Origin of the sequence: Mycobacterium sp. SMC-15, assembly GCF_045310925.1 — a bacterium.
GTDB lineage: Bacteria > Actinomycetota > Actinomycetes > Mycobacteriales > Mycobacteriaceae > Mycobacterium.
In genome coordinates this window covers 41,669-58,453 of record NZ_JBJIAJ010000018.1, presented here as the reverse complement: position 1 = coordinate 58,453, position 16,785 = coordinate 41,669, and the positions used below count along the sequence as shown (strand labels likewise).

Annotated in this window: 18 protein-coding genes; 1 reads left to right on the top strand and 17 read right to left on the bottom strand. The window is 66.8% G+C overall.

The annotated features are described in order from the left end of the window. Positions 1-205: 205 nt before the first annotated feature. Entirely contained in the window at positions 206-1,459 is a 1,254-nt protein-coding gene (gene murA / locus ACJH71_RS21495) for a UDP-N-acetylglucosamine 1-carboxyvinyltransferase (RefSeq protein WP_067975122.1), read from the bottom strand. A 99-nt stretch (positions 1,460-1,558) separates the two neighbouring features. On the opposite strand from murA, the gene ACJH71_RS21490 reads away from it, so the two are divergent. Then, a complete protein-coding gene (locus ACJH71_RS21490) occupies positions 1,559-2,149 on the top strand; it encodes a cob(I)yrinic acid a,c-diamide adenosyltransferase (protein WP_406760003.1) in 591 nt (196 codons plus the stop codon). 33 nt (positions 2,150-2,182) lie between these two features. Here the strand turns inward: ACJH71_RS21490 and ACJH71_RS21485 are convergent, their stop codons facing one another. The 16 genes from ACJH71_RS21485 to rho all read right to left on the bottom strand — a co-directional run bounded on the left by ACJH71_RS21485 (position 2,183) and on the right by rho (position 16,779). Then, the gene (locus ACJH71_RS21485; RefSeq protein ID WP_406760002.1) at positions 2,183-2,626 is read right to left on the bottom strand and encodes a DUF2550 domain-containing protein; all 444 of its coding nucleotides are present in this window, start codon (positions 2,624-2,626) and stop codon (positions 2,183-2,185) included. Between the two features lie 14 nt (positions 2,627-2,640). Then, entirely contained in the window at positions 2,641-3,006 is a 366-nt protein-coding gene (locus tag ACJH71_RS21480; protein ID WP_406760001.1) for a F0F1 ATP synthase subunit epsilon, read from the bottom strand. A 67-nt stretch (positions 3,007-3,073) separates the two neighbouring features. Further along, positions 3,074-4,504 carry a F0F1 ATP synthase subunit beta gene (atpD, locus tag ACJH71_RS21475; protein ID WP_406760000.1) on the bottom strand — a complete coding sequence of 477 codons (1,431 nt, stop codon included), beginning with the start codon at positions 4,502-4,504 and terminating at the stop codon, positions 3,074-3,076. Positions 4,505-4,528: 24 nt separating this feature from the next. Beyond that, a complete protein-coding gene (locus ACJH71_RS21470) occupies positions 4,529-5,452 on the bottom strand; it encodes a F0F1 ATP synthase subunit gamma (protein ID WP_406759999.1) in 924 nt (307 codons plus the stop codon). A gap of 7 nt (positions 5,453-5,459) precedes the next feature. Continuing rightward, positions 5,460-7,109, bottom strand: coding sequence for a F0F1 ATP synthase subunit alpha (gene atpA, locus ACJH71_RS21465; protein ID WP_406759998.1), 1,650 nt, complete (start codon positions 7,107-7,109; stop codon positions 5,460-5,462). A gap of 60 nt (positions 7,110-7,169) precedes the next feature. Further along, positions 7,170-8,507, bottom strand: coding sequence for a F0F1 ATP synthase subunit B/delta (locus tag ACJH71_RS21460; RefSeq protein ID WP_406759997.1), 1,338 nt, complete (start codon positions 8,505-8,507; stop codon positions 7,170-7,172). A gap of 8 nt (positions 8,508-8,515) precedes the next feature. Continuing rightward, positions 8,516-9,037 carry a F0F1 ATP synthase subunit B gene (locus ACJH71_RS21455; protein ID WP_406759996.1) on the bottom strand — a complete coding sequence of 174 codons (522 nt, stop codon included), beginning with the start codon at positions 9,035-9,037 and terminating at the stop codon, positions 8,516-8,518. 9 nt (positions 9,038-9,046) lie between these two features. After that, positions 9,047-9,307 (bottom strand): F0F1 ATP synthase subunit C, encoded by a 261-nt coding sequence (locus ACJH71_RS21450; protein WP_019735417.1) that lies wholly within the window; start codon positions 9,305-9,307, stop codon positions 9,047-9,049. 61 nt (positions 9,308-9,368) lie between these two features. Then, entirely contained in the window at positions 9,369-10,124 is a 756-nt protein-coding gene (atpB, locus tag ACJH71_RS21445; RefSeq protein WP_406759995.1) for a F0F1 ATP synthase subunit A, read from the bottom strand. Continuing rightward, complete coding sequence (locus ACJH71_RS21440) at positions 10,117-10,563, bottom strand: hypothetical protein (RefSeq protein ID WP_046285343.1); 447 nt, start codon at positions 10,561-10,563, stop codon at positions 10,117-10,119. The genes atpB and ACJH71_RS21440 overlap by 8 nt, the downstream gene beginning before the upstream one ends. Before the next feature lie 115 nt (positions 10,564-10,678). Continuing rightward, the gene (locus ACJH71_RS21435) at positions 10,679-11,857 is read right to left on the bottom strand and encodes a glycosyltransferase family 4 protein (RefSeq protein ID WP_406759994.1); all 1,179 of its coding nucleotides are present in this window, start codon (positions 11,855-11,857) and stop codon (positions 10,679-10,681) included. Then, positions 11,854-12,513 (bottom strand): L-threonylcarbamoyladenylate synthase, encoded by a 660-nt coding sequence (locus tag ACJH71_RS21430; protein ID WP_406759993.1) that lies wholly within the window; start codon positions 12,511-12,513, stop codon positions 11,854-11,856. Before ACJH71_RS21430 ends, ACJH71_RS21435 begins: the two co-directional genes overlap by 4 nt. Next, a complete protein-coding gene (gene prmC / locus ACJH71_RS21425) occupies positions 12,510-13,367 on the bottom strand; it encodes a peptide chain release factor N(5)-glutamine methyltransferase (protein WP_406759992.1) in 858 nt (285 codons plus the stop codon). The genes ACJH71_RS21430 and prmC overlap by 4 nt, the downstream gene beginning before the upstream one ends. Beyond that, a complete protein-coding gene (gene prfA, locus ACJH71_RS21420; protein WP_406759991.1) occupies positions 13,364-14,440 on the bottom strand; it encodes a peptide chain release factor 1 in 1,077 nt (358 codons plus the stop codon). Before prfA ends, prmC begins: the two co-directional genes overlap by 4 nt. A gap of 72 nt (positions 14,441-14,512) precedes the next feature. Then, entirely contained in the window at positions 14,513-14,755 is a 243-nt protein-coding gene (gene rpmE / locus ACJH71_RS21415; protein WP_024442333.1) for a 50S ribosomal protein L31, read from the bottom strand. A 227-nt stretch (positions 14,756-14,982) separates the two neighbouring features. Next, the gene (rho, locus tag ACJH71_RS21410; protein ID WP_406760008.1) at positions 14,983-16,779 is read right to left on the bottom strand and encodes a transcription termination factor Rho; all 1,797 of its coding nucleotides are present in this window, start codon (positions 16,777-16,779) and stop codon (positions 14,983-14,985) included. Positions 16,780-16,785 lie beyond the last annotated feature (6 nt).

The window sequence follows — 16,785 nt, the reverse complement described above, 5'->3', positions numbered from 1 at the left end:
GGGGCGCCAAAGGCATGGCAAAAACAACAACAAACAAAAACCACCAAACACACTATTGAGTTCTCAAACAACACGCCGCCTGGCTTCAGGCAACCCCGCTACTATACTCCGTAGATGGAGTTGAGTCAACTCCGAGTTTTTCGGGGCTTCCGGAAGGACTTCCAGACTGTCGGTAGTTCCGCGGTCCGCGTCCCTCCGGCTCGACCTATATTACACGTTCTATCTCAGCGCCCAAATCGCCTAGATATTCCACGAACAACGGGTAGCCGCGATCGATGTGAAAGACGTCGTGGACCTCGGTCTCACCGTCTGCGACCAGGCCCGCAAGGACCAGACCGGCGCCGGCACGGATGTCGGAGGCCCAAACCGGTGCACTGGAGAGCTGCGGCAGCCCACGCACCACCGCATGGTGACCGTCGGTGCGGGCATCGGCCCCCAATCGGATCATCTCCTCGACGAACCGGAATCTGGCTTCGAAGACGTTCTCGGTGATCATCGAGGTGCCGTCTGCGATCGCCGCGAGGCCGATTGCCATCGGCTGCAGGTCGGTGGGGAATCCCGGAAACGGCAAGGTCGCCACGTTCACGGCCTTGGGCCGCTCGTATTGGACCACCCGGAACCCGTTGTCGGACTGGGTGACGGTCGCCCCCGCATCGTGCAACTTGTGCAGGACGAGCTGCAGGTGCGCCGGGTCCACGCCGGTGACCGAGATGTCGCCGCGGGTCATCACCGCGGCGATAGCCCAGGTCGCCGCCACGATCCGGTCGCCGATCACTTCATGTTCGGTGGGATGCAGACGCGGTACCCCGGTGATCTTCAACGTCGGGGAGCCCGCACCTTCGATCTGCGCGCCCATCTGGTTGAGCATCGTGCACAGATCAGCGACATCGGGTTCACGCGCCGCGTTGTGGATGGTCGTGACGCCCTCGGCCAGGACCGCGGCCATCAAGATGTTCTCGGTGGCGCCGACCGACGGAAACTCCAACTGAATCTCGGCGCCGCGCAGCTTCTCGGCGTGCGCGACCACGCAACCATGCTCGATATTGCAGGTGGCGCCCAGTTGACGTAGGCCGGCCTGGTGCATGTCGAGCGGGCGAGACCCGATCGCGTCGCCGCCCGGTAGCGCGACCTTCGCCTGCAGACAGCGGCCCACCAAGGGGCCCAGCACACAGACCGAAGCCCGGAACTGGCGCACCGCGGCGAAGTCCGCGTCGTACTTGGGTTCGTCCGGCGAAGTGATGCGCACCGTGGTGCCGTCAAGCTCGACGTTGGCACCCAGGCCGCGCAGCACCTCAGCCATCAACGGCACGTCCAGAATGTCCGGGCAGTTGGTGATGGTGCTGGTGCCCTCCGCCAACAGGGCCGCCGCCATCAGCTTCAGGACGCTGTTCTTAGCGCCACCGACGGCGACCTCACCGGACAATCGGTTACCGCCGGTAACCACGAAACGCTCACCCACTCGCGTCAGTGTAGTGACGACGCGAGGACTATCCCGACCAATCCGGGCTCCTGCCGAACCGGGGATTGCAGTGGTTCCCTCCCCCGGTACGGTTTGACTATGGCGGTGCACATCACTCGCGTTTACACCCGTACCGGCGACGACGGGACGACAGGCCTCAGCGATTTCTCTCGCGTGCCCAAGACCGATCCGAGGCTGGTGGCCTATGCCGATGTCGAGGAGGCCAACGCGGCGATCGGTGTTGCGATCGCGCTTGGCGACCCCGCCGAGACGGTCAGCGCCACGCTGCTGCACATCCAGAACGACCTGTTCGACGCGGGCGCAGACTTGGCCACGCCGGTCGCCGAGAATCCGAAGTACCCGCCGCTGCGGATCACCGCCGACTACGTCGACCGGGTGGAGGCGTGGTGTGACGAATACAACGAACAGCTGCCCCCGCTCAACTCGTTCATCCTGCCGGGTGGCTCACCACTGTCGGCATTGCTGCATGTGGCTCGAACCGCGGTGCGCCGGGCCGAGCGCTCGGCCTGGGCTGCCCTCGACGCCTATCCGGACGGGGTGTCGGTGCTGCCGGCGAAGTATCTGAATCGGTTGTCGGACTTGATGTTTGTGTTGTGCCGCGTGGCCAATGCCGACGGTGACGTGCTCTGGAAGCCCGGCGGCGAACGCACCGACGGTCCCGAAAAGTAGTCCGCGCCAACGGCTCCAACGCCGTAGGGCTGCTCAGTAGCTCTGGCGCCGGGCACGGGGCGACGGGCGCGCCTCCAGCCAGGACAGGAAGGCGGTCCGCGCTCCGCGGTCCAGCGCTATCTCGAAACCGGCCCGGTGGTCCTGACTGACGTCGCAGAGTTCCAGCACCACGATCTCGTCAGTCATGATGTCGAATTCGTCGCCCCGGGGCGCACGGCGCCCCACCACATCCACACCACGTCGGCTCAGCCGACGATCCGGCCACAACCGCACGCTGGAAAGACGGTAGAAGGCGGCTTCACCGCCCCGATAGCGGACGACGCCGTGACGCCAGCCATGGCCGCCGACCGCCGGAAGGTCACGCATGATCGCCGCGGTGCCGCCCTGGCGCAGCTTCCACAGCCGATAGCTCAGCGCGACAACGGCGCTGAGGAGAACAACGACAAGCACGACCATGCCGATCATGGGCGTGCTCATCGTCTTCAGACCTACTAGTCGATCACACCCAGGGCGCGCAGCCTGGCCCGTCCCTGCGCGGCCATCTTCGGGTCGCTGGACTGGGCTTCGTGCCGCGCGGTCGCTTCGTCGATCTCTGCGGCGAAGTCGACCGCCTCGGCCAGGATGCTGACGCCCTCGTCGGTCACCGACAGGAAGCCGCCGTGCACGGCGAGCCGCAGCTCACCCTCCTCGACGCGGTCCACCCGCACCATGGCGTCATCGACGAGCTCGGCGACCACCGGGATGTGCCCCGGCAAGATGCCGATCTCACCAACGGTGGTCCGGGTGAAGATGAACGTGGCCTTGCCCGACCACACCTTGCGATCGACCGCGACGATGTCGACGTCAAGCTCTGCCATTACCCACCGCCTTTCGTCTTGGTAGGACGCTCTTCGCGCAAGCGCTCATCGCCAGCAGCACACCCGGTCACAGCTTGGCGCCCAGGCTCTCGGCCTTCTTGGCCAGGTCGTCGAGGCCACCGATCAGGAAGAACGCCTGCTCGGGCAGGTGGTCGAAGTCACCCTTGGTCAGGCGGTCGAAGGCCTCGATGGTCTCCTTCAGCGGCACCGTCGAGCCGGGCTGGCCGGTGAACTGCTCGGCGGCCATCATGTTCTGGCTCAGGAACCGCTCGATACGCCGTGCCCGGCCGACCAGCTGCTTGTCCTCTTCGGAGAGCTCGTCGATACCGAGGATGGCGATGATGTCCTGCAGGTCCTTGTAACGCTGCAGGACCCGGATGACCTCCTGGGCGACACGGTAGTGGTCTTCACCGACGATGGCCGGGTCCAGAATGGTCGAGCTGGAGGCCAGCGGGTCCACGGCCGGGAAGATGCCCTTGGAGAACACCGCACGAGACAGCTCGGTGGTGGCGTCCAGGTGCGCGAACGTGGTCGCCGGCGCCGGGTCGGTGTAGTCGTCGGCGGGCACGTACACGGCCTGCATCGAGGTGATGGACCGACCGCGGGTCGAGGTGATCCGCTCCTGCAGCTCACCCATCTCGTCGGCCAGCGTGGGCTGGTAACCCACGGCCGAAGGCATCCGGCCCAGCAGGGTCGAAACCTCGGAGCCGGCCTGGGTGAACCGGAAGATGTTGTCGATGAACAGCAGCACGTCCTGGCCCGCCTCGTCGCGGAACCACTCGGCCATGGTCAGGGCCGACAGCGCCACCCGCATACGAGTGCCCGGCGGCTCGTCCATCTGGCCGAACACCAAGGCGGTGTCCTTGAGCACGTTGGCATCCTCGAGCTCGACCCACAGGTCGTTGCCCTCACGGGTGCGCTCCCCCACGCCGGCGAACACCGAGGTGCCACCGAAGTTGCGGGCGATACGGTTGATCATCTCCTGGATCAGCACGGTCTTGCCCACGCCGGCACCACCGAACAGAGCGATCTTGCCGCCACGCACGTACGGGGTGAGCAGGTCGACGACCTTCAGGCCGGTCTCGAGCATCTCGGTGCGCGGTTCCAGCTCGTTGAAGGCCGGGGGCTTCCGGTGGATGCCCCAGTGCTCGAAGTCCTCGCCGTAACCCGGCTTGTCGAGGCAGTGACCCAGCGCGTTGAACACGTGGCCCTTGACCTCGTGCCCCACCGGCACCGAGATCGCGGCACCGGTGTCGGTGACCGCGGTGCCACGCACCAGGCCGTCGGTGGGCTGCATCGAAATGGTGCGGACCAGGTTGTCACCCAAGTGCTGGGCGACCTCGAGGGTCAGCGTCTTGGCCAGCTCCGAGAAGGAGATCTCCGCGTGCAGAGCGTTGAACAGCTCGGGCACCGCGCCCCGGGGGAACTCGACGTCGACGACGGGGCCGGTTACGCGCACCACGCGGCCGGCGGTTGTCTTGTCAGCGGTAACAGTCATTATCTTCTTCGCTTCCTTGGGGACTTACCGGGCGGCGTCGGCGAGGGCATTCGCACCGCCAACGATTTCGCTGATTTCCTGGGTGATCTGAGCCTGGCGCTCACGGTTGGCCTCAAGGGTCAACGCTTTGATCAAGTCGTCGGCGTTGTCGGTCGCCGACTTCATCGCGCGCTGGCGCGAAGCCAGCTCCGAGGCCGCCGAGTCGAGCAGCGCGGCATACACGCGGGTGGTCAGATACCGCGGCAGCAGCGAGTCGAACAGCGTCGTGGCATCCGGCTCGAAGGAGTACAGGGTCTTCGGCCCGGTCTCCTCGCCCACGTACTCCACCAGCATCGGAGCGATCCGACGCGCCTCGGCCGACTGCGACAGCATCGAACGGAAGTCGGTCGACACGATGTGCAGTTCGTCGACGCCCAGGACCCCGTCGGTGCCCGGGTGGTCGCCGTCGTCGTCGACGCCGGCCAGGAATGCCTCAACCAGGGTGGAGGCGATCGTGGCGGCGTTCTCGTATGTCGGCTGCTCGGAGAATCCGGTCCAGGAGTCGGTCACCGACCAGTTCCGGAACGAGTAGTAGGCCAGCGCCTTGCGGCCGACGACGTAGAGCACCGGGTCCTTGCCCTCCGAGCGCAGCAGAGCGAACAGTTCCTCTGCCCGACGAAAGACGTTGGCGTTGTAGCCGCCACACAGACCACGGTCGGACGACACCACCAGGACACCCGCCCGCTTGGGCTCGCTGCGCTCGACCAGCAACGGGTGGTCCAGGGCCGCCTCGGCGGCCAGGGTGGTGAGCAACCGGGTGATCTCGACGGCGTACGGCCGTGCCGTTTCCAGCCGGGCCTGCGCCCGGCCGATACGCGAGGTGGCGATCAGCTCCTGGGCCTTGGTGATCTTCTTGATCGACCCGGCTGAGCGGATTCGCCCGCGTAGTTCGCGAAGTGTGGCTGCCATATCGGCGTTACTTCTTCTTCGCCGGCGCGGCCTTGTGGACCTGCACCGCTTCCTTGCCGAGCTTGTCCTCGTCGAGCGCCTCGACGTGCGCGTCGGGCACCACCGAGCTGCCGTCCGTGGCGGCGAAGCCCTTCTTGAACTGGTTGATCACGGCGACCAGCTTCTCGTTGGCCTCATCGGAGAGCTTCTTGGACTCACGAATCCCGGTCAGGATGTCATTCTCCGAAGCCCGGATGTGGTCCAGCAACTCGGATTCGAAGCGGCCCACGTCCTCGACCGGCACCGAGTCCAGGTGACCTTCGGTACCCAGGAAGATCGAGACCACCTGCTCCTCGACCGGCAGCGGTGCGTACTGGGGCTGCTTGAGCAGCTCCACCAGGCGTGCACCACGCTCCAGCTGAGCCTTCGACGTGGCGTCCAGGTCGGAGGCGAAAGCGGCGAAGGCCTCCAGCTCGCGGTACTGCGACAGGTCCAGACGCAGCGAGCCGGCCACCTCCTTCATCGCCTTGATCTGGGCGGCGCCACCGACACGGGACACCGACACACCGACGTTGATGGCCGGGCGGACACCCTGGTTGAACAGGTCGCTCTCCAGGAAGCACTGGCCGTCGGTGATCGAGATGACGTTGGTCGGGATGTAGGCCGAGATGTCGTTGGCCTTGGTCTCGATGATCGGCAGACCGGTCAGCGAACCGCCACCCAGCTCGTCGGAGAGCTTCGCGCAACGCTCCAGCAGACGAGAGTGCAGGTAGAACACGTCACCCGGGTAGGCCTCGCGGCCCGGCGGGCGGCGCAGCAACAGCGAGATGGCGCGGTAGGCCTCGGCCTGCTTGGTCAGGTCGTCGAACACGATCAGCACGTGCTTGCCCGAGTACATCCAGTGCTGGGCGATCGCCGAGCCGGTGTAGGGGGCCAGCCACTTGAAGCCGGCGGAGTCGGACGCCGGCGCGGCGACGATCGTGGTGTAGTCCATGGCGCCGCCCTCTTCCAGCGCGCGACGCACGCTGGCGATGGTGGTGCCCTTCTGGCCGATCGCGACGTAGACGCAACGAACCTGCTGGTTCGGGTCCCCGGTCTCCCAGTTCTTGCGCTGGTTGAGGATGGTGTCCACACAGAGCGCGGTCTTGCCGGTCTTGCGGTCGCCGATGATGAGCTGACGCTGGCCGCGGCCGATCGGGGTCATGGCGTCGACAGCCTTGATACCAGTCTGCAGCGGCTCGCTGACGCTCTGACGCTGAACCACCGAGGGGGCCTGCATCTCAAGCGGACGGCGAGTCTCGGCCTCGATCTCGCCGCGCGCGTCGATGGGCTGTCCCAGCGGGTTGACGACGCGACCGAGGAAGCCGTCGCCGACCGGCACCGAGAGCACCTCACCGGTGCGCTTGACCTGCTGACCTTGCTCGATGTGCTCGAATTCACCCAGGATCACCGCACCGACGCTGTGCTCGTCGAGGTTCAGGGCCACGCCCAGCACGCCGCCGGGGAACTCCAGGAGCTCCTGGGTCATCACCGAAGGCAGGCCCTCGACGTGTGCGATGCCGTCCCCGGCGTCGATGACGGTGCCGACCTCCTCGCGCGCGGTCTCGGCGCTGAAGGAGCTCACGTACTCCTCGATCGCCCCCTGAATGTCGTCAGAGGAGATTGTCAACTCTGCCATGGCTTTTCGTCTTCCTGCCTTCGAAATGGGTGATGGGCTCTGGGACCGGGTAGGTCCGGGTCAGTCGGGCAATTGCGTCTTCGCGGCCGCGAGGCGCGACGACAGCGTGCCGTCGATCACCTCGTCGCCGACCGAGATCGCCAACCCGCCTAGGCGTGCGGGGTCGACGTCGACCTGCACACGCACCGGGTGGCTGTAGATCCGGCTCAGCACGGAATTCAGCCGGGCGCGCTGGGCGTCGCTGAGTTCGGCGGCCGCACCGACGTCCGCCACCAATTCGCCGCGACGTGCCACTGCGATCTGAGCAAGCTCGGTGATCGCCTGATGCGCGGACTGGCCACGCAGCAGCCGTACGGTCTGCTCGAGTAGCGCCACCGTGATCGGGTTGGCACCACTGCCACCGCCGATGACATTGCTCAGCAACCCGACCCGACCAGCGGCCGGGGTCGCGGTGTCGCCGAGCAGGATGTCCAGACGGGGCTGGGCATCCAACACGCGGGAGAACCGGAACAGCTGGTCCTCCACCTCGTCGACGGTGCCGGCACTCTCGGCCGACAGCAACAGTGCCTGCCGGGCGACGTGCTCGAGGGCGGTGACCAGATCCTCGCCGTTGGACCACCGGGCCGAAGCGGCGTCGGTCACCAGTGTCAGTGCGCCGGCACCGATCTTGTCGGCGAACAGCCGCTGCACCAGACGCACCTTCGGTGCGGCGTCGTCGGTCGGCACGGTCAGGTGCCGGGTGATCACGCTCTCGCGCTCCAGCAGTTCGGCGACCGCGGTCAGGTCACCGGCCAGCGCGGCCAAGCCCTGCTGGTCCAGGCCACCGGCCACTTCGCTGAACTTGTTCAGCACGCCGGCCAACGCCTGGCGGCTCGCAGAACGCATCCGGACCAGGATCGGTGATTCGACCTCGACGGACTTCGGCGCCATGGCGTCGAGCTCGTCGAGGAACCGGTCCACAGTGGCCGACTGCCGCTGCGGATCGGCGACGTGCGCGCGAACCAGTTCGCCCGCCCGCTGCACCGCTTCGGCACCCAAGCCGGACCGCAGCTCACGGATGAGTTGCGCCCGCATCAGACCGACCTGCTGTCCGCCGGTGGCCTTCACGCGCTCGGCGTCGACACCGGCCTGGCTACGCAGTTGCTCGGCGATCCGCTCGGCGTCCGAGCGGGCCTCCGCGGTCACCCGCTGCGCCTCGGCGGTGGCGTTTGCCAGTGCCGTGGAGTGCGCCTGACCGGCTTCGGTCAGACGAGCGGCGGCGGCTGCCGCCTCCTCCAGCTGCTTGCGCACCGACTCCTGCTGGTCGGCCATCAGCTTGCGTACCGGTGGCACGACGAACTTGACCAGCAGCCACACGATGATGGCAAAGCCGACCAGCTGCCCGATGAAAATCGACATCTCTGTTGCTACCGCCCCGTACTCGCCGCGGAAAGTGCCTCGGCGTCAACGCCGAGGATCCGGCCGGCCAGGGTGGCGGACAGTGTCTCCACCCGGGCCTGCAGCTGGTCACTCACCGCATCGCCTTCTTGCTTGAGCTTGTCGGTGGCGGCCTGCAATGTCGAGGCCACCTCCGCCTCGGCCGCCGAACGCTGCTCGTCGATCACCTTGCGACCCTCGGCACGGGCTTCGTCCCGTGCCGTGCTGGCCTCAAGGCGCGCCGCCGCCATCTGCTTCTCGTAGTCGGCGTCGGCCGCCGCGAACTGCTCGGCGGACTCCCGATTGTCGGCGAGAGTCTTGGTGACCATGTTCTCGCGCTCCCGCAGCACCTTCATGATCGGCGGCACCACGAAGGTACTGATCACGCCGAGCACGATCAGGAAGATCGCGAGCACGACAAAGAAGGTGCCGTCGGGAATGAGGAAGCTCTTCTTCGGGCCTTCCTCAGCCGCCTCGCTCAAAGCGAGGACAGCAACGCTCATGTCACCCATCTTTGTGCGTTACTGCTGTGCGGCGATCGGGGTGGCGAAGACGAACAACGCCATGAAGGCCAGGTTGATGAAGTAGGCCGCTTCGACCAGACCAACCGTGATGAAGAACGGGGTGAACAGGCGACCCTGAGCTTCGGGCTGACGAGCGATACCGGCGATCAGCGCGTTACCGGCGATACCGTCACCGATACCGGCGCCGATGGCACCGCCGCCCATGATGAGACCGCCGCCGATGAGGGCACCAAGTCCGATCAGATTGGGATCTGCCATTTCATTCCTCCTTGCTAGCTGGTAGTGCTCTACCAGGTCTGATGTGGTCGTGCAGGTGGTACTAGTGGTGGTCTTCTTCGAGCTCCATGGCCTGGCTGAAGTACAGGATGGTCAGCAGCGCGAAGATGAACGCCTGGATCAGTCCGACGAACAGGTCGAAGGTCTTCCAGATCGCGTTCGGCGCGACCATGAAGACCGGCCCGAGCAACGCGATCAGGCTAACCAGGATGCCGCCGGCGAAGATGTTGCCGAACAGACGCAGGGACAGCGAGACCGGCTTGGCGATCTCTTCGACCAGGTTGATCGGCGCCAGGATCGCGACGTGGCCCTTGAGCACCCGCAGCGGGTGGCCGATGAAGCCGCGGCGCCAGAAGCCGGCCAGGTGGTAACCGCAGAACACCAGCAGGGCCAGCGCCAGCACGAAGTTGATGTCGGCGGCGGCAGAGGAAATCAACTCATGGATGCCGTGCTCGTCGGAGTACTGCACCGGCAGCACCGACAGCCAGTTACAGACCAGGATGAAGATGAAGATCGTCACCGCCAGCGGCAGCACGAACGGGGCGATCTTCATCCCGATTGCGCCCTCGATCTGGTTGCGCATCTGAATGGTGATCGCCTCGAAGAACAGCTGCACCCCGCCCGGGACCCCGCTCGACGTGACCTTGGCGCGCAGGAACAGCGCCAGGGCGATCACGATCACCGCCGCGATCGCGGTGGAGGTGATGGTGTCGATGTTGACCTCACCGACCAGCGGCCACACCGCGGTCTCGTGGTGGCCGACCTCGATGGCTCCCTCAGCCAGGATCGACTCAGTCATTTTCCGTCCCTTCAGCGCCCGACTCTGACGCTTGCGCGCGGAGCTTTTTTACCACTGGCAGCATGGTGGTCAGCACCAGCACTACCTCGAACAAGGCCAATCCGAACAGTGCGCCGAGGCCCTCTGGACGGAACTGGTAAGCGATAGCCAGGCCGATCGCGCTGATGACCAGCAGACGAGACGCCGAGTTCAGCGCCATCTTCTTCTTCAGCGGATGGTCGGAGGCGGTGATCTTCAGTGCCGATCGGCGAATCAGCAGGGCGTTGCCCAGACCGAGCGCCAGGCCCAGCCCGAAGAACACTCCGAACAGCGGGCGGCCGAATTGAGCAGCCGCGGCGATTGCGGCAGCGGTCAGAGCGACACAGATCAGTGACAGCCGAATCGGCTGGAACACCACCGACGGCAACACCAACGGCGCATCCTGCGCTGGTGTCGTCACCGCCTCACCCCAATCTGAATCTGCCCTGCGTCACTGTCGTGAAGTCGCCCGCCGAGCGTATCGGATGCCCGAACGCACTGTGGAACCACCTACAACACCATCTTAGACGGTGCTACTACCGCGCGTCGTAGGGGTCGTCTTCGGGGCTGCCGCCCCGGCGTAGCAACGGGATGAGCGTAACGACAATCGCGATGAGCATCGCACCCAACATCACCGCCCCGGTGTAGCGCGGGTCGAAGAAGATGGTGCCGGCCGCCCCGAACGCGACGATCGCGGTCCACAAGTAGATCAGCAGCACCACCCGGCGATCGGAATGGCCGATCTGCAGCAACCGGTGGTGCAGGTGCATCTTGTCCGGGCTGAAGGGACTGAGCCCAGCCCTAGTACGACGGATGATCGCCAGCAGCACGTCCAGGGCCGGCACACACATCACGGCCGCCACCAGCAGGAACGGTGACAGCAGTGCGAAGACGTCGCGCGCGCCGTAGGCGGTTTGCGAGATCGGCCCGGCCGCGGTGGTGGACGCCGCGGCCAGCATCAGCCCGATCAGCATCGAGCCGGAGTCACCCATGAAGATCTTCGCGGGGCTGAAATTGTGCGGCAGGAATCCGAGACAAGCGCCGGCTAAGACCACCGAGATCAACGCCGGCGGGTAGAACAGCACGTCGCCGCCGTGGTCTTGCAGCACGCCGACGGAGAACATGCAGATCGCCAGCGCGGTGATCAGTCCCAGGCCGGCGGCCAGCCCGTCGAGGCCGTCGACGAAGTTCATGGCGTTGACGATCGAGACCGTCAACGCCAGCGTGAGCAGGATCGACGACACCTGATCGAGCACCACGGTGCCGACGCCGCCGATCGGGATGTAGAGCACGCTCCAGGCCACGCCCATGGTGACCAGCACGCTGGCCGCGGTGATCTGACCGGCGAATTTTGTCAGGGCGTCCAGGCCCCACTTGTCGTCGAGCAGACCGATTCCCATGATGACCCCGCCGGCCAGCACCACCGCCGGCATCCCGGTGGAGTAGACGAAACCGCGGGTCAGTGCCGGCAGCTGCGAGGCCAGGAAGATCCCCGCGACGATCCCGACGTACATCGCCAGCCCACCCATCCGCGGTGTCGGCTGCACATGGACGTCGCGTTCGCGCGGGTAGGCTACCGCACCGATTCGGGTGGCCAGCCAGCGGACCGGTCCGGTGGTGAAGTAGGTGATGATCGCGGCGGTCAGTCCGACCAGCGCCAGCTCCCGCAGCGGCACGCCGGCACCACGGTCGGCCAGCGCCAGCAGGCTGGTCACGGTGTTCCCGTCAGGGAGTCCGGATCCAGCCCCAGCACGGCGCCGATCTGTTCGGCCGAGACCGGTCCGCTCCGGACGATCCGCGGCGCGGGGCCGGTGAGATCCACGATCGTCGACGCCGCGCCCTGTTCGGCCGGGCCCGCGTCGAGGTAGACGTCGACGGACTCCCCCAGTTGGCTTTGCGCTTCGCCGGCCTCGACCGCGGGCGATCCACCGGAGACGTTGGCGCTGGACACCGCCATCGGGCCCACCGCCTTGAGGACCTCCAGGGCCACCGGGTGCAGCGGCATGCGCACCATCACGGTGCCGCGCGCCTCGCCGAGATCCCACTGCAGCGACGGCGCCTGGGTGACGATCAGGCTGAGCGCACCCGGCCAGAACGCCCGGATCAGTTCACGGGCGGTGTCGGGCACGATCAGGGCCAGCCCGTCGATGGAGTTCCACGACCCGACCAGCACCCCCACCGGCATGTCGCGGCCGCGTCGTTTGGCTGCCAGCAGCGCAGTCACCCCGGCAGCGTTGAACGCGTCGGCGCCGATGCCGTAGACCGTGTCGGTCGGCAGCACCACCAGTCGACCACCGCGCACGGCGTCGATCGCCGCCGTGATTCCGGCCGTACGCTGGTCCGCATCGGTGCAGTCGAAAACCTCTGTCATGGTTGGCCATTCCTGATCGCCGTCACGAACCGGAGCCGCCCAGTCAGGTCGGGCCGGGACACTACCTCGTCGAAAAATCCAGTACCGCTAACGGTTTGGACAGTGGCCGTCGGCGTGGTGTCGTCGTGCTCAACGGCGAACAACCCACCGCGGCGCAGCAGTCGCGCGGCGAGGTCGGCCAGCGGGGTGATCACCGACATTCCGTCGGGGCCGCCGAACAAAGCGTGCTCCGGATCATGCTCAGCCACTTCAGGATCCAGATCCGCACCCTCGGGAATATAGGGCGGATTGCTGACCATCAAGTCGACCCGACCGTCAAGCTCCGACAGCAGCCCCGGCATGGTCACGTCGGCATCGATCAGCTCCACTGACGTACCCACGCAGTTGCGCCGCGCATAATCCAACGCCGCCTCAGAGTCCTCCACCGCGAGGACCCGCGCCGCGGGAAAACTGCGGGACAAGGCGACCGCCAATGCACCGGAACCGGTGCAGGCGTCGACGATCACCGGCTGCGATCCGAACGGTTGGGCCGCAGCCTGTTTCAGAACCCAGTCGAGCATGGCCTCGGTCTCCGGCCGCGGGGTGAACACCCCGGGGCCGACCTGCAGCAGGACCGGGCCGAACGCCGCGGTGCCGATCAGGTGCTGCAGCGGGATACGGGAACTGCGCGCGGCGACCAATTCCCGGTAACGCCCGAAGAACTCGTCGTCGGGTCGATCCAGCAGCGCCAGCCGGCCACGATCGGTGCCGGCCGCATGGGCGGCGAGTTCTTCGGCGTCGAAGCGGGCGGAATCGATACCGGCATCAGCGAAAAGCGCTGCAGCGGAGTCGATCGCGTCCCGTATCCGGCTCACGCCGTCCCCTGTAACCGGGTTTCCTTATCGGCGGCTGCCAGCGCGTCGAACATCGGATCGAGATCCCCGTCGAGGACCTGGTCGAGGTTGTGCGCCTTGTAGCCGATGCGGTGGTCGGTAATCCGGTTCTCCGGGAAGTTGTAGGTGCGGATGCGCTCGCTGCGGTCCACGGTACGGATCTGGCTGGCCCGATCGGCCGAGGCGTCGGCCTGCGCCTGCTCCTCGGCCACCGCCTGCAGCCGGGCCGCCAAGACCTGCAACGCACGGGCCTTGTTCTGCAGCTGGGACCGCTCGTTCTGGCAGGTCACCACGATCCCGGTCGGCAGGTGGGTGATCCGCACCGCGGAGTCGGTGGTGTTGACGCCCTGGCCACCCTTGCCGGAGGACCGGTAAACGTCGATGCGCAGGTCCGACTCGTCGATGGCCACCTCGCCGACCTCTTCGGGCTCGGGGTAGACCAGCACGCCGGCCGCCGAGGTGTGGACCCGGCCCTGCGATTCGGTGACCGGCACCCGCTGCACGCGGTGCACGCCGCCCTCGAACTTCATCCGCGACCACACGCCGTCGGCGGACTCGCCCTTGCTCGCGATGGTCAGCGTGGCGTCCTTGTAGCCGCCGAGGTCAGAGGTGGTCTCGTCGAGGACCGTCACCTTCCAGCCCTGGCGCTCGGCGTAGCGGATGTACATCCGGGCCAGGTCAGCGGCGAACAGCGCCGATTCCTCGCCGCCCTCGCCGGATTTGACCTCGAGCACGATGTCGTCGGCGTCGTGCGGGTCGCGGGGCGCCAGCATGTCGGTGAGCGCGGTGTCCAGCTCGGCGACGCGCGCCTCCAGGTCTGGAATCTCGGCGGCGAACGACGCGTCGTCGGCGGCCAGTTCCCGAGCCGCCTCAAGGTCGCCGCGGGCCGACTCGAGCTTGCGGTGGGTGGCGATGATGGGCGCCAGCTGGGCGAAGCGCCGACCGGCCCGACAAGCCTCGGCCGGATCGTTGTGCAGTTCGGGATCGGACAGCTGCGTTTCCAGGGCGGCGTGCTCGGCCAGCAGGGCGTCGATCCCCTGAACACTTTGGGTCATCTCACCTCCATCCCCGAACGCAAGCCGACGCCCGGGTGACGTGCTGGCACGTTCCGGGCGTCGGTGAGGGAGCTACTTGTCGTCGGCTGCAGCTGCTGCGGCACCGGCGTTGCGCTTGCCGTAGCGCTTCTCGAAGCGCGCGACCCGGCCGCCGCTGTCGAGGATCTTCTGCTTACCGGTGTAGAACGGGTGGCACTGCGAGCAGACCTCGACCACGATGTGGCCGCTCTCCTTGGTGCTACGGGTGGTGAAGGTGTTGCCACAACCGCAGACCACGGTGGTCTCGCCGTAGGCGGGGTGAATGCCAGTCTTCATGGTGTCCTCTTCAATCGTGGGCCGCCGGGTCGCCCGCCTTCGAATGTGAGGCGGACGTGAACCGGAACCTGAGGTTTTCGATTATGCCAGCTACGCTGTCGCCCCCCAAAACGCCGGGAGGGTTATGCGTATTCCGCTGCCGTCACCCGTCGAGATTGCCGTCAGGGTTGTGATCGCGGGGCTATCACAGCCCTGACCGCAATTTCAGTGGTCGGTGGCAGCGCCGATCAGTCGTTGTCCATTCCCGGCGTGGTCTTGGACACCTGCACCAGGAACTCGTAGTTGTTCTTGGTCTTGCGCAGCTGACTCATCAACAGGTCGATGGCCTGATGCGAATCCAGGCCGGACAGCAGCCGGCGCAGCTTGTGCACGATCGCGAACTCGTCCGGCGAGAGCAGCAGCTCGTCCTTGCGAGTGCCCGACGGGTTGACGTCGACGGCCGGGAAGACCCGGCGCTCGGCGATCTTGCGGTCCAGCTTGAGCTCGGCGTTGCCGGTGCCCTTGAACTCCTCGAAGATCACCGTGTCACCGGTGGAGCCGGTCTCCACCATCGCGGTGGCGATGATGGTCAGCGAGCCGCCGTCCTCGATGTTGCGGGCCGCGCCCAGGAACCGCTTGGGCGGGTAGAGCGCGGTGGAGTCCACACCACCGGACAGGATGCGGCCCGACGCCGGGGAGGCGTTGTTGTAGGCACGACCCAGCCGGGTGATCGAGTCCAGCAGCACGACCACGTCCTTGCCCTGCTCGACCAGGCGCTTGGCCCGCTCGATGGCCAGCTCGGCGGCCTGGGTGTGGTCTGACGGCGGCCGGTCGAAGGTCGAGGCGATGACCTCACCCTTGACCGAGCGCTGCATGTCGGTGACTTCTTCGGGACGCTCGTCGACCAGCACCACCATCAGGTGGCACTCGGGGTTGTTGCGGGTGATCGCGTTGGCGATGTCCTGCATGATCGTGGTCTTACCGGCCTTGGGCGGCGACACGATCAGCGCGCGCTGCCCCTTGCCGATCGGCATGATCAGGTCGATGACGCGGGTGGTCAGCTTCTCCCCCGAGGTCTCCAACCGCAGCCGCTGGTTCGGGTACAGCGGGGTCAGCTTGGTGAAGTCCGGACGGTTCCGGGCCTCTTCGACCGGGCCGCCGTTGACCGAGTCCAACCGCACCAGCGGGTTGAACTTCTGACGCTGGTTGGGCTGGTCGCCGTCCCGGGCCACCCGCACCGCGCCGGTCACCGCATCGCCACGGCGCAGCCCGTTCTTGCGGACCATGTTCATCGAGACGTAGACGTCGTTAGGTCCGGCCAGGTAGCCGGAGGTGCGCACGAACGCGTAGTTGTCCAGCACGTCGAGGATGCCGGCGACCGGTTGGACGACGTCGTCTTCACGCAGCTCGGCATCGCCGCGTTCGCCACCGCCGCCTTCGCCGCCACGTTCGCCACGGCGACGCCGGTCCCGGAAGCGGCGACCGCGCCGGCCACCACGTCCTTCGTCGTCGTCGCCACCGCCGCGGTTGGACTGGTCGCCGCCCTGGTCGTCGTTCTTGGACTGTGCGGCGTCGTCGGATTTGGCGTCGGCCTTGGGCTCGTTCTTGGCGCCCTCGCGCTCACGCCGCCCACCGGGCTGCTCGGCCTTGTCGGCCCTGTCGTCGTTCCGGCCCTGCTTACGCGACTCGCCCTGGGGCTCTGCCTCGGCAGGCTTGTCCTGCTCAGCCGGCTTCTCGGAGTCTCCGCCATCGGCAGCGGGCGAGCCGGTCGCGCGGCTGGCGCCACGGCGTTCGCGGCGCCGCGGTGCCGCGGCAGCGTCCGCCTCGTTGGCCGGGGCGGGCTCGGCACCGTTGGCCGCGCCGTTGGCGGGCTGCTCGGCGCTGGGCTGTGTCTTCGGCGCTTCGGCGCCACTGCCGCCGTTGCCCCCGTTGTCGGAGACCTCGCGGATGGCAGCGATCAGTTCGCTCTTGCGCATCCCCGAGGAGCCCTTGACACCGACGCGGTTGGCCAGCGCCCGCAGTTCGGGCAGCACCATCGCCGACAACGAGCT

Excerpts from the sequence above, each read along its gene's own strand:
- ACJH71_RS21490 (WP_406760003.1), top strand. The coding sequence starts at position 1,559 with ATGGCGGTGCACATCACTCGCGTTTACACCCGTACCGGCGACGACGGG.
- ACJH71_RS21485 (WP_406760002.1), bottom strand. The coding sequence starts at position 2,626 with ATGAGCACGCCCATGATCGGCATGGTCGTGCTTGTCGTTGTTCTCCTC.
- ACJH71_RS21480 (WP_406760001.1), bottom strand. The coding sequence starts at position 3,006 with ATGGCAGAGCTTGACGTCGACATCGTCGCGGTCGATCGCAAGGTGTGG.
- atpD (WP_406760000.1), bottom strand. The coding sequence starts at position 4,504 with ATGACTGTTACCGCTGACAAGACAACCGCCGGCCGCGTGGTGCGCGTA.
- ACJH71_RS21470 (WP_406759999.1), bottom strand. The coding sequence starts at position 5,452 with ATGGCAGCCACACTTCGCGAACTACGCGGGCGAATCCGCTCAGCCGGG.
- atpA (WP_406759998.1), bottom strand. The coding sequence starts at position 7,109 with ATGGCAGAGTTGACAATCTCCTCTGACGACATTCAGGGGGCGATCGAG.
- ACJH71_RS21460 (WP_406759997.1), bottom strand. The coding sequence starts at position 8,507 with ATGTCGATTTTCATCGGGCAGCTGGTCGGCTTTGCCATCATCGTGTGG.
- ACJH71_RS21455 (WP_406759996.1), bottom strand. The coding sequence starts at position 9,037 with ATGGGTGACATGAGCGTTGCTGTCCTCGCTTTGAGCGAGGCGGCTGAG.
- ACJH71_RS21450 (WP_019735417.1), bottom strand. The coding sequence starts at position 9,307 with ATGGCAGATCCCAATCTGATCGGACTTGGTGCCCTCATCGGCGGCGGT.
- atpB (WP_406759995.1), bottom strand. The coding sequence starts at position 10,124 with ATGACTGAGTCGATCCTGGCTGAGGGAGCCATCGAGGTCGGCCACCAC.
- ACJH71_RS21430 (WP_406759993.1), bottom strand. The coding sequence starts at position 12,513 with ATGACAGAGGTTTTCGACTGCACCGATGCGGACCAGCGTACGGCCGGA.
- prfA (WP_406759991.1), bottom strand. The coding sequence starts at position 14,440 with ATGACCCAAAGTGTTCAGGGGATCGACGCCCTGCTGGCCGAGCACGCC.
- rpmE (WP_024442333.1), bottom strand. The coding sequence starts at position 14,755 with ATGAAGACTGGCATTCACCCCGCCTACGGCGAGACCACCGTGGTCTGC.